A 13,244-nucleotide genomic window follows, 5' to 3' on the forward strand; every position below is an offset into this window, starting at 1 on the left:
ATTTCGCCAAGGCAGTCGTACACAGTCAATCATCAGATGTTCGCGCTTGCGCGCAGGAATTGAAGCGTTTTGAAGAAATCCACCATAGCACCCACCCCCGTTCCGCTCTGGCGGCAGCACCTGCACTACCGGCTCAAGGAAGGTGCACTGATCGCGTTCGGCGCGCTGTGTCTTTATCTGATCATGGCGCTGCTGACCTACGATCAGGGCGATCCGGGCTGGAGCCACACCAGCAGCTCGAGCAACTCGGCCCAGGTTCAGAACGCCGCAGGCTTTGCTGGTGCGTATTCTGCCGACATCCTGTTCATGATCCTCGGCTACTTCGCCTACATCTTCCCGTTGCTGCTGGGGATCAAGGCTTATCAGGTCTTCCGGCATCGCCACGAGCCGTGGCAGTGGAGCGGCTGGCTGGTTTCCTGGCGCATGATCGGTCTGGTGTTCCTGGTCCTCGCCGGCGCCTCGCTGGCGCACTTGCACTTTCATTCGGCGTCGGGCCTGCCGGGTTCAGCCGGTGGCGTGCTGGGCGAAGTACTGGGTGATCTGGCCAAGCGCGCGCTGAACGTCCAAGGCAGCACGCTGCTGTTCATCGCCTTGTTTTTGTTCGGTCTGACTGTGTTCACCGATTTGTCCTGGTTCAAGGTCATGGACAACACCGGCAAGATCACGCTGGACCTGATCGAACTGTTCACCGGCTCGCTCAACCGCTGGTGGACCGCCCGCAATGAGCGCAAGCAAATGGTCGCTCAGTTGCGTGAAGTCGACATGCGCGTCGACGAAGTGGTGGCTCCGGTTGCCCCGGATCGACGCGAGCAGGCCAAAGCCAGGGAACGAATCATCGAGCGCGAGCAGGCGTTGACCGAGCATATGGCCGCCCGTGAGAAGCACGTGCCAGCCGTGATTGCCCCTGCGCCTCCCCGCGCCCCTGAGCCGAGCAAGCGCGTCCAGAAAGAGAAACAGGCGCCGTTGTTCGTCGACAGCGCCGTGGAAGGCACCTTGCCGCCGATCTCGATTCTCGACCCGGCCGAGAAAAAGCAGCTCAACTATTCGCCTGAATCGCTGGCAGCTGTGGGTCATCTGCTGGAGATCAAGCTGAAGGAATTCGGCGTCGAAGTCACGGTGGATTCCATCCATCCGGGCCCGGTGATTACCCGCTACGAAATTCAGCCGGCTGCCGGTGTAAAGGTCAGCCGTATCTCCAACCTGGCGAAAGACCTGGCCCGCTCGCTGGCAGTCACCAGCGTTCGTGTGGTCGAGGTCATTCCCGGCAAGACCACGGTCGGTATCGAAATTCCCAACGAAGATCGCCAGATCGTGCGCTTCTCCGAGGTCCTGTCGACGCCGGAATACGACGACGCTAAATCGCCGGTCACCTTGGCGCTGGGTCATGACATCGGCGGCAAGCCGGTCATCACCGACCTCGCAAAAATGCCGCACCTGCTGGTCGCCGGTACCACCGGTTCCGGTAAGTCGGTGGGCGTGAACGCCATGATCCTGTCGATCCTGTTCAAATCCGGGCCGGAAGACGCCAAGCTGATCATGATCGACCCGAAGATGCTTGAGCTGTCGATCTACGAAGGCATTCCGCATTTGCTGTGCCCGGTGGTCACTGACATGAAGGACGCCGCCAATGCCCTGCGCTGGTCGGTGGCCGAGATGGAACGCCGCTACAAGCTGATGGCCAAGATGGGCGTGCGTAACCTGTCGGGCTTCAACCAGAAGGTGCGTGAAGCAGAGGAGGCCGGTACGCCGCTGTCCGACCCGCTGTATCACCGCGAAAGCATTCACGACGAAGCGCCGCTGCTGACCAAGCTGCCGACCATCGTTGTGGTGGTCGACGAATTCGCCGACATGATGATGATCGTCGGCAAGAAGGTCGAAGAACTCATCGCCCGAATCGCCCAGAAGGCCCGTGCCGCAGGTATCCACCTGATCCTCGCGACCCAGCGACCTTCGGTGGACGTGATCACCGGCCTGATCAAGGCGAACATCCCGACCCGCATGGCGTTTCAGGTGTCGAGCAAGATCGACTCCCGGACCATCATCGATCAGGGCGGCGCCGAACAGTTGCTCGGGCACGGCGACATGCTGTACATGCCCCCGGGCACCAGCCTGCCGATTCGTGTGCACGGCGCGTTCGTGTCGGACGAAGAGGTTCACCGCGTCGTTGAGGCGTGGAAGCTGCGCGGTACGCCGAACTACAACGATGACATCCTGGCCGGCGTAGAAGAGGCGGGTAGTGGCTTCGAAGGCGGCGGTGGCGGCGGTGATGGCGAAGACAGCGAAAGCGATGCGCTTTACGACGAAGCCGTGAAGTTCGTGCTGGAAAGCCGTCGTGCGTCGATCTCTGCGGTGCAGCGCAAGCTGAAGATTGGCTACAACCGCGCCGCGCGCATGATCGAAACCATGGAAAACGCCGGCGTCGTGACGCCCATGAACACCAACGGCTCGCGCGAAGTGATTGCGCCAGCCCCTGTGCGTGACTGACACTTCCCGGTCACGCATCACCGGGCGTCGCCATCGCGGCGGCGCCCGGCTTCAACCACACTCAAAGAGGAATCCCATGCGTCTTATCCGCATGCTGTTGGTATCTGCACTGGCTTTTTCTGCTGTCTCGGCCCACGCCGACAGCAAGGACGTGGCGCGCCTGACCCAACTGCTGGAAAACTCGAAAACCCTGAGCGGGCGTTTCTCCCAGCTCACCCTCGACGGTGGCGGCACCCAGTTGCAGGAAACCACCGGCGAAATGACGTTGCAGCGCCCGGGCCTGTTCTACTGGCACACCGACGCGCCGCAAGAGCAACTGATGGTGTCCGATGGCAAGAAGGTGTCCCTGTGGGACCCGGACCTGGAGCAGGTCACCATCAAGACCCTCGACCAGCGCCTGACCCAGACCCCGGCGCTGCTGCTGTCCGGCGACGTGTCGAAAATCAGCGAGAGCTTCGACATTACCGCCAAGGAAGCGGGCGGTGTGATCGACTTCGTGCTCAAGCCCAAGTCCAGGGACACCCTGTTCGATAGCCTGCGTCTGTCGTTTCGCAACGGCATGATCAACGACATGCAGCTGATCGACAGCGTCGGCCAACGCACCAATATCCTGTTCACCGGCGTCAAGGCCAACGAGCCTGTCGCGGCGAGCAAATTCCAGTTCCAGATCCCGAAGGGCGCTGACGTCATTCAGGAATAAAAGGGGTTCGCCTGTTTAATGGACCTGTTCAGCACTGAACCGATCGCGCAACCGTTGGCCGCCCGCCTGCGAGCGACCAACCTGGACGAGTACGTCGGCCAGCAGCATCTGCTCGCCCACGGCAAGCCGCTGCGTGAAGCGCTGGAGCAGGGCGCGCTGCACTCGATGATTTTCTGGGGGCCGCCCGGCGTGGGAAAAACCACGCTGGCGCGGTTGCTGGCGAAAGTCTCCGACGCGCACTTTGAAACGGTGTCGGCGGTGCTGGCCGGGGTCAAAGAGATCCGTCAGGCGGTGGAGATCGCCAAGCAACAGGCCGGCCAGTACGGCCGCCGGACCATTCTGTTCGTCGACGAAGTGCACCGCTTCAACAAGTCGCAGCAGGATGCGTTTCTGCCCTACGTCGAAGACGGCACGCTGATCTTCATTGGCGCCACCACTGAAAACCCGTCCTTCGAACTCAACAACGCGCTGCTGTCCCGCGCCCGGGTCTATGTGCTGAAAAGTCTGGACGAGGGTGCGCTGCGTCAGTTGGTCAATCGTGCGTTAACCGAAGAACGCGGGCTGGGCAATCGGCATCTGACCCTGGGCGACGAGGCCTTCCAGACGCTTCTGGCTGCGGTAGATGGCGATGGTCGGCGGATGCTCAATCTGCTGGAGAACGCCTCGGACCTGGCCGAAGACGGCAGCGAAATTGACCCCGAGTTGCTGCAAAGCCTGCTTGGCGACAGTCGCCGTCGCTTCGACAAGGGCGGCGAAGCGTTCTACGACCAGATTTCCGCGCTGCACAAATCCATTCGCGGCTCCAATCCCGACGCTGCGTTGTACTGGTTCGCGCGGATGATCGACGGCGGCTGCGATCCGCTGTATCTGGCACGGCGCGTGGTGCGCATGGCCAGTGAAGACATCGGTAACGCCGATCCGCGCGCCTTGCCGCTGTGCATGTCGGCGTGGGACGTCCAGGAACGCCTCGGCAGTCCGGAAGGCGAGTTGGCCGTGGCCCAGGCCATCGTGTACCTGGCCTGTGCGCCGAAGAGCAACGCTGTGTACATGGGTTTTAAAATGGCCATGCGCGAAGCCACCGAGCATGGCTCGCTGGAAGTCCCGCTGCACCTGCGCAACGCGCCGACCAAGCTGATGAAGCAGCTCGGTTATGGTGAAGAATACCGCTACGCCCACGACGAGCCGGACGCTTACGCTGCGGGTGAGGATTATTTCCCCGACGAGCTCGAACCGCGCCAGTATTACCAGCCGGTCCCCCGCGGCCTTGAGCTGAAAATCGGCGAAAAACTCAAACACCTGTCAGCGCTCGACCGCGCCAGCCCACGTCAGCGGAGAAAATAGTGATTCAGTTGATTCTTGCCGTGTCCGCCGGTGGCGTGGCTGGTACATTACTGCGTTTCGCGACGGCTAACGTCGTCGCTGCGAACTGGCCGCGCTATTTCTACACAGCAACGCTCGCCGTGAATCTGGTGGGCTGCCTGCTGATTGGTCTGCTCTACGGGCTGTTTCTGATTCGCCCGGAAGTCCCGATCGAGCTGCGCGCTGGTTTGATGGTTGGATTCCTCGGTGGTTTGACGACGTTCTCGTCTTTCTCACTGGACACGATTCGTCTGCTTGAAAGCGGCCAGGCTCCTCTGGCCATTGGCTACGCCCTCATCAGCGTACTGGGCGGGCTGCTCGCAACGTGGGCCGGCCTGTCTTTGACCCGAATTTAATATACGAGAGACCGATATGCTCGACTCCAAACTGCTGCGTACTCAACTTCAGGACGTAGCGGATCGCCTGGCTTCCCGTGGCTTCACGCTGGACGTCGCCCGCATCGAAGCGCTGGAAGCCCAGCGCAAGACCGTGCAGACCCGCACCGAACAGCTTCAGGCCGAGCGTAACGCCCGTTCCAAATCCATCGGTCAGGCCAAACAGCGCGGCGAAGACATCGAACCGCTGATGGCTGACATCGATCGCATGGCCGAAGAGCTGAGCACTGGCAAGAAAGAGCTGGACGCCATCCAGTCCGAACTTGATGCCATGGCCCTGAGCATGCCGAACCTGCCCCACGAGTCAGTGCCAGTGGGCGCTGACGAAGAACAAAACGTCGAAGTGCGCACCTGGGGCACGCCGGCGTCGTTCGATTTCGCGGTTCAGGACCACGTCGCCCTGGGCGAGAAGTTCGGCTGGCTGGATTTTGAAACCGCCGCCAAGCTCTCCGGCGCCCGTTTCGCGTTGTTGCGTGGCCCGATTGCGCGCCTGCACCGTGCGCTCGCGCAGTTCATGATCACGCTGCACATCAACGAGCACGGTTACGAAGAGACCTACACGCCGTATCTGGTCCAGGCGCCTGCGTTGCAGGGCACCGGCCAGTTGCCGAAATTCGAAGAAGACCTGTTCAAGATCTCCCGCGAAGGCGAAGCCGATCTGTACCTGATCCCGACCGCCGAAGTGTCGCTGACCAACATCGTCTCGGGTGAAATCCTCGACGCCAAACAGTTGCCGTTGAAGTTTGTTGCTCATACCCCGTGCTTCCGCAGCGAAGCCGGCGCATCGGGCCGTGATACCCGCGGCATGATCCGTCAGCATCAGTTCGACAAGGTCGAGATGGTGCAGATCGTCGAGCCGGAAAAATCCATGGAAGCACTGGAGAGCCTGACCGGTAACGCCGAGCGCGTTCTGCAATTGCTCGAATTGCCGTACCGCGTACTGGCACTGTGCACCGGCGACATGGGTTTCAGCGCGGTCAAGACCTATGACCTGGAAGTGTGGATCCCGAGTCAGGACAAATACCGTGAAATCTCCTCGTGCTCCAACTGCGGCGATTTCCAGGCGCGTCGCATGCAGGCCCGCTGGCGCAACCCGGAAACCGGCAAGCCGGAACTCGTTCACACGCTGAATGGCTCTGGCCTCGCAGTGGGTCGCACGCTGGTGGCGGTGTTGGAAAACTACCAGCAAGCCGACGGCTCGATCCGCGTGCCGGAGGTCCTCAAGCCGTGGATGGGCGGGATCGAGGTGATCGGCTAGATGGAATTTCTGCCGCTGTTCCATAACCTTCGGGGCGCCCGGGTGCTGGTGGTGGGCGGCGGCGAGATTGCCTTGCGCAAGTCTCGCCTGCTGGCTGATTCCGGTGCAGTGCTACGTGTGGTTGCCCCCGAGATCGGAGCGGAAGTGCGCGAGCTGATCGAGCGCAGCGGCGGGGAACAGATTCTGCGCGGCTACACCGAGTCGGACCTCAACGGCTGCGTGCTGATCATTGCTGCCACCGATGACGAGCCGCTTAACGCGCAGGTGTCAGCCGATGCCCGCCAGCGTGGTGTGCCGGTCAATGTGGTGGATGCGCCTGCGCTGTGCAGCGTGATCTTCCCGGCGATCGTCGACCGTTCGCCGCTGGTGATCGCGGTGTCCAGCGGTGGCGATGCGCCGGTGCTGGCACGGCTGATCCGCGCCAAGCTGGAAACCTGGATTCCACCGACCTACGGGCATCTGGCCGGTCTGGCCGCACGCTTTCGGCATCAGGTCAAAGGGCTGTTTCCCAATGTTCAGCAGCGCCGGGCGTTCTGGGAAGATGTATTCCAGGGGCCCATCGCTGACCGGCAATTGGCCGGGCAGGGCGCTGAAGCCGAGCGGTTGCTGCAAGCGAAGATCGACGGCGATGCGCCGGCCACGACCGGTGAGGTGTACCTCGTGGGCGCAGGACCTGGCGATCCTGATCTGCTGACCTTTCGCGCCTTGCGTTTGATGCAGCAGGCGGATGTCGTGCTTTACGACCGCCTGGTAGCGCCGGCGATTCTGGACTTGTGCCGCCGCGACGCTGACCGCGTCTACGTGGGCAAGCAGCGCGCCGATCACGCCTTGCCCCAGGATCAGATCAACCAGCAATTGGTGGATCTGGCCAAGCAGGGCAAACGCGTGGTGCGACTGAAGGGCGGTGATCCGTTCATCTTCGGCCGTGGCGGTGAAGAGATCGAAGAGTTGGCGGCCCACGGTATTCCCTTTCAGGTTGTGCCGGGTATTACGGCCGCCAGTGGTTGCGCGGCGTACGCCGGGATTCCACTGACCCACCGCGATCACGCGCAGTCCGTGCGTTTCGTGACCGGCCACCTGAAGAACGGCACCACCGACCTGCCGTGGAAGGATCTGGTTTCGCCCTCGCAGACCTTGGTGCTCTACATGGGTCTGATCGGGCTGCCGGTTATTTGCGAACAACTGATCAAGCACGGACGCGCGGCCGACACCCCCGCTGCGCTCATTCAACAGGGCACCACGGTCAACCAGCGTGTCTTCACCGGCACGCTGGCCAACCTGCCGCAGTTGGTGGCCGAGCACGAAGTCCATGCGCCGACCCTGGTGATCGTGGGTGAAGTGGTGAAGTTGCGGGAAAAGCTGGCGTGGTTCGAAGGGGCGCAGGCGAGCGTTTGATTCCACCGCAGTCTTTCAAAAGGTTCTGCGGTGGAGAGGCAGGTGGGGTTTCAGCGTTAACTGAAACCCATCAGCCGTTCTGCAAAATCCCTTTCCCGTTCAAACGCCCGCGATCATGTTCGCCGCTGAAATCCTGCTGCGGCCCTTTTGGCACGACGCCGGTCGGGTTGATGGTGGCGTGGCTCGCGTAGTAGTGATGCTTGATGTGCACGAAGTCCACCGTCTCGGCCACGCCCGGCAATTGATACATCTCCCGCACCCAGTTGCTCAGGTTCGGGTAGTCGGCAATGCGCCGCAGGTTGCACTTGAAGTGCCCGTGGTACACCGCGTCAAAGCGAATCAGTGTGGTGAACAGGCGCACGTCCGCTTCGGTCAGGTATTCACCCGCCAGGTAGCGTTTCTCGCTCAGCAGCGTTTCCAGCGCATCGAGCTCGGCGAACACTTCATCGAAAGCCTCTTCGTAAGCACCCTGTGAGGTCGCGAATCCGGCGCGATAGACACCGTTGTTCACGGCCGGGTAGATACGGTCGTTCAGCCGGTCGATCTCGTTGCGCAGCGGCTCTGGGTAGAGATCCAGGCGATTGCCGGTCAGGTCGTCGAACGCCGAATTGAACATCCGGATGATTTCCGACGACTCGTTGCTGACGATGCGATTCAGCTGCTTGTCCCACAGCACCGGTACCGTCACCCGACCGGTGTAATCGGCGGTGTCGGCGAGGTAGCGCTGGTACATGAAGGTGTGGCCATCCAGCGCGTCGCCGGTAGACCCTTTCTGCTTATCGAACGTCCAGCCGTTTTCGCGCATCAGCCAGCTGACAACGGAGACGTCGATCAAACCTTCCAGACCCTTGAGCTTGCGCACGATCAACGTGCGATGGGCCCATGGGCAAGCAAGGGAAACGTACAAATGGTAACGACCGGCCTCCGCTTTGAAGCCGCCTTCACCCGACGGTCCGGGCCGACCATCGCGGGTGACCCAGTTCCGCCGTTTGGCCTGCTCGCGCTGAAAAGCGCCGTCTTTGCTGCTTTCGTACCACTGGTCTTGCCAGCGTCCTTCAACGAGAAGGCCCATATCTGACTCCAAATTGAGCTGTACCGAAGTACGTTGGAGATCAGTCTAAAGACAATCGTTCGAACGAATAGCGCAAAGACTGGGGGGTAGCTATCGGCTAAATCGATCTGTTGCGGTTTGCCCAGTACTGCTCCGCCCGGGCGAAGGCTTCAGCCCGCGGCATCCCGAAGCCCCGCAGTGCCAGCGCCATGGTCGCAATCAGCGCCAGTTGCGGGTAACTGTCCTCGACATCGCCTTTCCAGATCGCGACCAGATGCTGCGGGTCGAGGGTCGCCGGCTTCACGTGGCGACGGTCCGACAACGCCGGCCATTCTTCGTCCCACGGCTGGCCATCGGTAGTGCCGTACAAATGACTGATGGTGTCCGGGTTGATCTCGACTTCACCACCGTCGCCCTTGATCACGATGGCGTGGTCGCCGAGCAGGCTGCTGGCGTCACGATGCACGCCCTGATAGCCCGGATGGAAAATACTCTGCAGCCCGCACCGCGCGCCCAGGGGATTGAGAATGCGCGCCAGCGAGTGGATCGGTGAGCGCAGCCCCAGCGTGTTGCGCAGATCGATCATGCGCTGCAGCTGCGGCGCCCAGTCGCCAAGGGGAAAGAACGCGATGTTCTGCTGCTCCAGTGCTTCACCCACCGCTTGCCAGTTTCGGCACAGCGGAATGCCCAACAGCTCCAGCAACTGCTCGCTGTACAGGCGGCCAGCGGTATGGGCGCCGCCGCCGTGCATCAGTACGCGGACGCCGTTCTGCGCCAGGCACTTGGCCGACAGCAAGTACCACGGCAGATGGCGCTTTTTGCCGGCGTAGGTCGGCCAATCGATGTCGACTGCCAGCGCTGGCGCGTGCAGACGTTCGCGCACGGCCTCGGTGAAGCCCGCGAGTTCGTCCGGGCTCTCTTCCTTGTGCCGCAGCAGCATCAGAAAAGCCCCGAGCTGGGTGTCTTCGACTTTTTCATCGAGCACCATGCCCATGGCCTCCCGTGCTTCGGCGCGGGTCATGTTGCGCGCACCACGTTTGCCTTTGCCGAGAATGCGAACGAAAGGCGCGAAGGGATGCTCGGCAGGGGTTTCGGTGACGAGGGAAGTGAAGTCGGTCATAGGCAATTGGTCGGCTTTGGCAGGCCCGCCAGCTTGGCGGCAAGTTTGGCGGGAGTGCCGTTGAACAGACGATTGAGGTGCAAACTGTTGCCCTTGTCGGCGCCCAGCTTCAGTGCGGTGTATTTGACCAGCGGTCGCGTGGCCGGGGACAGCTGAAACTCCGCGTAGAACGCCCGCAGCAATTCGAGGATTTCCCAGTGATCGGGCGTCAGGGCGATGTCTGCCTCAAGGGCCAGGGCTTCGGCGACTTCGTTGGACCAGTCGTGCAGGTCCTCAAGATAGCCGTCTTTGTCCAGCGCAACACTGCGCCCGTCGACGATGAGCGGGTTCATAGCCACGTGTTGACCTTGTCGTAGTGTACCGAGAGTGCGACGAAGCCGGCGTAGTCGACACTTTCGGCCCAGTCAGGCAGCGCGATGTCTCGAGCGGTGGCGTCTTCATCGAGCACGAACAGCTTCAGGCTGCCGGTCCTCGCGCTCAGTGCCTCAGCGGTGGCGGTGTCTGCGTGCAACGCATAGGTCGCGTCGCCGCACAAAAGGATCGCGTCTTGACTGCCGAGCACGCGCAGGCAACTGCTCAGGCGCGCGTCGGTAAAAGGGGAGTGAGAGAGTACGTGTAGGGTAGCCATCAGATCGTTATCACCTGGTCGTAACGGTCGATGAGCGCGGCGATTTGCAGGTCATCCAGTACCTCAAGTGGCTCGACACTCAGCGCGGTCGGCTGCATCCCTCGCTGATTCAGGCTGCTGCCGCAGGCGAACAGGTCTTCCACGCCGAACATCGACAACGCCTGGAGGTTGGCGGTCAGGTCTTTCTGCTGCACCTGACTGGCGTTCTGCGCCGTCGCCAACTGCAATACGCCGTCGTCCATGAACAGCATGGCCATCGGCAGATCGAACGCGCCGCCGGCCAGGGCAATATCCAGCGCCTCGCGGGCATCCGGACCCGCCCATGGCGCCTGACGGCTGATGATCAATAATGACTTCGCCACGTCATGGCCCTCCAAAGCAGATCAAGCGATCAGCCGCCTGGATCGCGTCATGCAGCTGACCCAGTCCCGACAACTCCCAGGGTGCCGCAAGGTTTGCCGCAGGTCGCGAGTAGCGCTCCGCTTCTTCAGCATTCAACACGCCCCGACGCAGGGCGGCGGCAATGCAGACCACGCCGTCAAGCTGGTGGGTGGTGACGAAATCACGCCATTGCGCGGCGGTGTCCGACTCGTCCTGGGGCGACACCACATTGCCGGACGCGCTGTGCACGCCGTCCTGATAGAAGAACAGGCGCACGATTTCGTGGCCCTGCGCCAATGCGGCTTTGGCGAACAGCAACGCGCGTCGGGAGGACGGCGCGTGGGCGGGCGAATGCAGGGCGATGGCGAACTTCATGGGCGGCTCGGTGGTGCGCTGACAGGGAACATGGACGCAATGATAAAGAATTCACGAACGCCGGACAGCAAAAAGCCCGCCGAAGCGGGCTTTTTGTTGAAGCGGGCAAACTGATCAGTCTTTGCTGCCCATGATGCCGAAGATCTGCAGCAAGCTGATGAACAGGTTGTAGATCGATACATACAGGCTGATGGTCGCCATGATGTAGTTGCGCTCACCGCCGTGAATGATCGCGCTGGTCTGGAACAGAATGCAGACCGACGAGAACAGTACGAAACCGGCGCTGATCGCGAGCTGCAGGCCGCTGATCTGGAAGAACATGCTGGCCACCACGGCCCCCAGCAACACGAAGAAGCCAGCGGTGATGAAGCCGCCGAGGAAGCTCATGTCCTTGCGCGTGATCAGCACGTAGGCCGACAGACCGCCGAAGACCAATGCCGTCATCGCGAACGCGGAACCGACGACTTCAGCGCCGCCCTGCATGCCGAGGTAACGGTTGAGGATCGGGCCGAGGATGAACCCCATGAAACCTGTCAGCGCGAACGCAGAAACCAGACCCCACGCCGAGTCGCGCAATTTGTTGGTAAGGAAGAACAGACCGTAGAAGCCGATCAGCACAACGAAGACATTCGGGTAACGGAAGTTCATCTGCTGGGAGACGAATGCCATGACGCCGCTGAAGGCGAGGGTGAGGGCCAGAAGGCCGTAAGTGTTGCGCAGGACGCGGCTAACCTCTAGCTGCTCGACCTGCACGCGGTTGTTGACTGCGTAATCCTGTTCGCGCATGGCGCTACTCCTGATGGTAAAAATGAAGGGTTTGAAACCTCAAGTTGCAAAGATCATAACAGAGGCGACGCAGTGCGCTAGCCGGAGAGTTTGACAGCTTGTTTCATTACGGTATTATGGCGCCCGCAAAGCGACGGAGGGGTTCACAAACCTCCAACGCCAGATGCTTCGGGGAATTGGCAGAGTGGTTGAATGCACCGGTCTTGAAAACCGGCGAACGTTAATAGCGTTTCTAGGGTTCGAATCCCTAGTTCCCCGCCAAACACAGTAAAAAGCCCTGCATCTGCGGGGCTTTTTTCGTTTCCGGGGTCTGGTTTCGCTGGGCTGCAGTTGATCGTAATCTATCGGAGCATCCTGCCCGGCCTGTTTGAAAATTAGCAAGCGCTAATTATACAAATGATAGCAGACCGTAATTTACTGTATGCTAACCGGAAGCGATGATGGGACATGGACATTAACAAGCTTAGAGCTGAAGCCCTTAAAGCCCTGATGGCCGGGGCCTCCCAGAAAGAGTTCGCCAATAAGCACGGCCTTGATGCGTCGTATCTGTCCCAGATTCTTAACGGGCACCGAAACCTCGGCGAGAAAGCCGCTGCGAATTTGGAAGAGAAGATCGGCCTCCCTTCGGGAAGCCTGGTCAGCCCTGCTGCGTCCGAGACTTCGGCGCCAGCAGTGAAGGCGGGGCTTTCAGCACTGGAACAGCTCAAACAGTCACTTGCCAAGGTGAAAGGCTTTTCAAATGAGGCGCGGGACCGGATTGTGGCGGCGGCTGCCGACCCGGATGGGCATAACACAGATGTGCTTCCGGCCAATTTTGCCGCTCTTCGTCCTACCAATGAAGAGATTGTCATTCGCCAGTACGACATACGTGCAGCGATGGGTCACGGACAGGTGCCGCCTGATTACAATGAGGTGGTACGCAACCTGGTTGTCAGAGAGGAGATTCTTCGCGAGAAAGGTGTGACTTACACCTCGAAGACAGCTCTGGCCATGATCAGTGGCTGGGGCCAGAGCATGGAAGGAACCATCAACGATAAAGACCTGGTGATCGTCGACAAAGGCGTGCAGGACTTCATCGGTGAGGGCATCTACGTACTGACCTGGCACCAAGAGCTGTACATCAAGCGCGTGATGCGACTGGACGAAGAGAATTACAGGCTGATTTCAGACAATCAGCATTATGAGAACCAGACGGCAAGGATCGACGACGTGACGATCCATGCGAAGGTTTTATTGATTTGGAACGCAAGGAAGGCCTAGTTGCGTTAACGGACGTTGCCAACCAGGACCGGCACAGGCGGTTTGTTGAAGG

The 13,244-nt window shown here is 60.8% G+C and carries 14 protein-coding genes and 1 tRNA gene; 8 read left to right on the plus strand and 7 right to left on the minus strand.

From position 1 onward, the window contains the following. Window positions 1–69: 69 nt before the first annotated feature. The 6 genes from FX982_RS15140 (at window position 70) to cysG (ending at window position 7,591) form a co-directional block, all read left to right on the plus strand. Window positions 70–2,484, plus strand: a complete 2,415-nt coding sequence (locus FX982_RS15140; protein ID WP_122536346.1) for a DNA translocase FtsK — start codon at window positions 70–72, stop codon at window positions 2,482–2,484. Between the two features lie 76 nt (window positions 2,485–2,560). Further along, on the plus strand, window positions 2,561–3,184 hold the full coding sequence (lolA, locus tag FX982_RS15145) for an outer membrane lipoprotein chaperone LolA (RefSeq protein ID WP_172611465.1): 624 nt from the start codon (window positions 2,561–2,563) through the stop codon (window positions 3,182–3,184). Window positions 3,185–3,202: 18 nt separating this feature from the next. Continuing rightward, window positions 3,203–4,525: a replication-associated recombination protein A gene (locus tag FX982_RS15150; RefSeq protein WP_172611466.1), complete on the plus strand. Its 1,323-nt coding sequence runs from the start codon at window positions 3,203–3,205 to the stop codon at window positions 4,523–4,525. Continuing rightward, complete coding sequence (gene crcB, locus FX982_RS15155) at window positions 4,525–4,899, plus strand: fluoride efflux transporter CrcB (RefSeq protein ID WP_065989163.1); 375 nt, start codon at window positions 4,525–4,527, stop codon at window positions 4,897–4,899. The genes FX982_RS15150 and crcB overlap by 1 nt, the downstream gene beginning before the upstream one ends. Before the next feature lie 16 nt (window positions 4,900–4,915). Continuing rightward, window positions 4,916–6,196, plus strand: coding sequence for a serine--tRNA ligase (gene serS / locus FX982_RS15160; RefSeq protein WP_172611467.1), 1,281 nt, complete (start codon window positions 4,916–4,918; stop codon window positions 6,194–6,196). Beyond that, window positions 6,197–7,591, plus strand: coding sequence for a siroheme synthase CysG (gene cysG / locus FX982_RS15165; protein ID WP_172611468.1), 1,395 nt, complete (start codon window positions 6,197–6,199; stop codon window positions 7,589–7,591). Between the two features lie 70 nt (window positions 7,592–7,661). On the opposite strand, the gene FX982_RS15170 is transcribed toward cysG, so the two are convergent. The 7 genes from FX982_RS15170 to FX982_RS15200 all read right to left on the minus strand — a co-directional run bounded on the left by FX982_RS15170 (window position 7,662) and on the right by FX982_RS15200 (window position 11,932). Continuing rightward, the gene (locus tag FX982_RS15170) at window positions 7,662–8,663 is read right to left on the minus strand and encodes a glutathione S-transferase family protein (RefSeq protein ID WP_172611469.1); all 1,002 of its coding nucleotides are present in this window, start codon (window positions 8,661–8,663) and stop codon (window positions 7,662–7,664) included. Between the two features lie 97 nt (window positions 8,664–8,760). Then, the gene (locus tag FX982_RS15175) at window positions 8,761–9,762 is read right to left on the minus strand and encodes a glycosyl transferase family protein (protein WP_172611470.1); all 1,002 of its coding nucleotides are present in this window, start codon (window positions 9,760–9,762) and stop codon (window positions 8,761–8,763) included. Further along, window positions 9,759–10,094 carry a TusE/DsrC/DsvC family sulfur relay protein gene (locus tag FX982_RS15180; protein WP_122625281.1) on the minus strand — a complete coding sequence of 112 codons (336 nt, stop codon included), beginning with the start codon at window positions 10,092–10,094 and terminating at the stop codon, window positions 9,759–9,761. The genes FX982_RS15175 and FX982_RS15180 overlap by 4 nt, the downstream gene beginning before the upstream one ends. Then, window positions 10,091–10,390 carry a sulfurtransferase complex subunit TusB gene (gene tusB, locus FX982_RS15185; protein WP_172611471.1) on the minus strand — a complete coding sequence of 100 codons (300 nt, stop codon included), beginning with the start codon at window positions 10,388–10,390 and terminating at the stop codon, window positions 10,091–10,093. The genes FX982_RS15180 and tusB overlap by 4 nt, the downstream gene beginning before the upstream one ends. Further along, window positions 10,390–10,752 (minus strand): sulfurtransferase complex subunit TusC, encoded by a 363-nt coding sequence (tusC, locus tag FX982_RS15190; RefSeq protein WP_172611472.1) that lies wholly within the window; start codon window positions 10,750–10,752, stop codon window positions 10,390–10,392. Before tusC ends, tusB begins: the two co-directional genes overlap by 1 nt. 1 nt (window position 10,753) lies before the next feature. Beyond that, window positions 10,754–11,146 (minus strand): sulfurtransferase complex subunit TusD, encoded by a 393-nt coding sequence (gene tusD, locus FX982_RS15195; protein WP_172611473.1) that lies wholly within the window; start codon window positions 11,144–11,146, stop codon window positions 10,754–10,756. A gap of 114 nt (window positions 11,147–11,260) precedes the next feature. After that, window positions 11,261–11,932, minus strand: a complete 672-nt coding sequence (locus tag FX982_RS15200) for a Bax inhibitor-1/YccA family protein (RefSeq protein WP_122536358.1) — start codon at window positions 11,930–11,932, stop codon at window positions 11,261–11,263. Window positions 11,933–12,102: 170 nt separating this feature from the next. On the opposite strand from FX982_RS15200, the gene FX982_RS15205 reads away from it, so the two are divergent. Continuing rightward, window positions 12,103–12,193, plus strand: a tRNA-Ser gene (locus FX982_RS15205). 186 nt (window positions 12,194–12,379) lie between these two features. Further along, entirely contained in the window at window positions 12,380–13,192 is an 813-nt protein-coding gene (locus tag FX982_RS15210; protein ID WP_172611474.1) for an XRE family transcriptional regulator, read from the plus strand. Window positions 13,193–13,244 lie beyond the last annotated feature (52 nt).

Source organism: Pseudomonas graminis (assembly GCF_013201545.1).
GTDB lineage: Bacteria > Pseudomonadota > Gammaproteobacteria > Pseudomonadales > Pseudomonadaceae > Aquipseudomonas.

Excerpts from the sequence above, each read along its gene's own strand:
- FX982_RS15175 (WP_172611470.1), bottom strand. The coding sequence starts at position 9,762 with ATGACCGACTTCACTTCCCTCGTCACCGAAACCCCTGCCGAGCATCCC.
- FX982_RS15200 (WP_122536358.1), bottom strand. The coding sequence starts at position 11,932 with ATGCGCGAACAGGATTACGCAGTCAACAACCGCGTGCAGGTCGAGCAG.
- serS (WP_172611467.1), top strand. The coding sequence starts at position 4,916 with ATGCTCGACTCCAAACTGCTGCGTACTCAACTTCAGGACGTAGCGGAT.
- cysG (WP_172611468.1), top strand. The coding sequence starts at position 6,197 with ATGGAATTTCTGCCGCTGTTCCATAACCTTCGGGGCGCCCGGGTGCTG.
- FX982_RS15210 (WP_172611474.1), top strand. The coding sequence starts at position 12,380 with ATGGACATTAACAAGCTTAGAGCTGAAGCCCTTAAAGCCCTGATGGCC.
- tusB (WP_172611471.1), bottom strand. The coding sequence starts at position 10,390 with ATGGCTACCCTACACGTACTCTCTCACTCCCCTTTTACCGACGCGCGC.
- lolA (WP_172611465.1), top strand. The coding sequence starts at position 2,561 with ATGCGTCTTATCCGCATGCTGTTGGTATCTGCACTGGCTTTTTCTGCT.
- FX982_RS15170 (WP_172611469.1), bottom strand. The coding sequence starts at position 8,663 with ATGGGCCTTCTCGTTGAAGGACGCTGGCAAGACCAGTGGTACGAAAGC.
- FX982_RS15150 (WP_172611466.1), top strand. The coding sequence starts at position 3,203 with ATGGACCTGTTCAGCACTGAACCGATCGCGCAACCGTTGGCCGCCCGC.
- tusD (WP_172611473.1), bottom strand. The coding sequence starts at position 11,146 with ATGAAGTTCGCCATCGCCCTGCATTCGCCCGCCCACGCGCCGTCCTCC.
- FX982_RS15180 (WP_122625281.1), bottom strand. The coding sequence starts at position 10,094 with ATGAACCCGCTCATCGTCGACGGGCGCAGTGTTGCGCTGGACAAAGAC.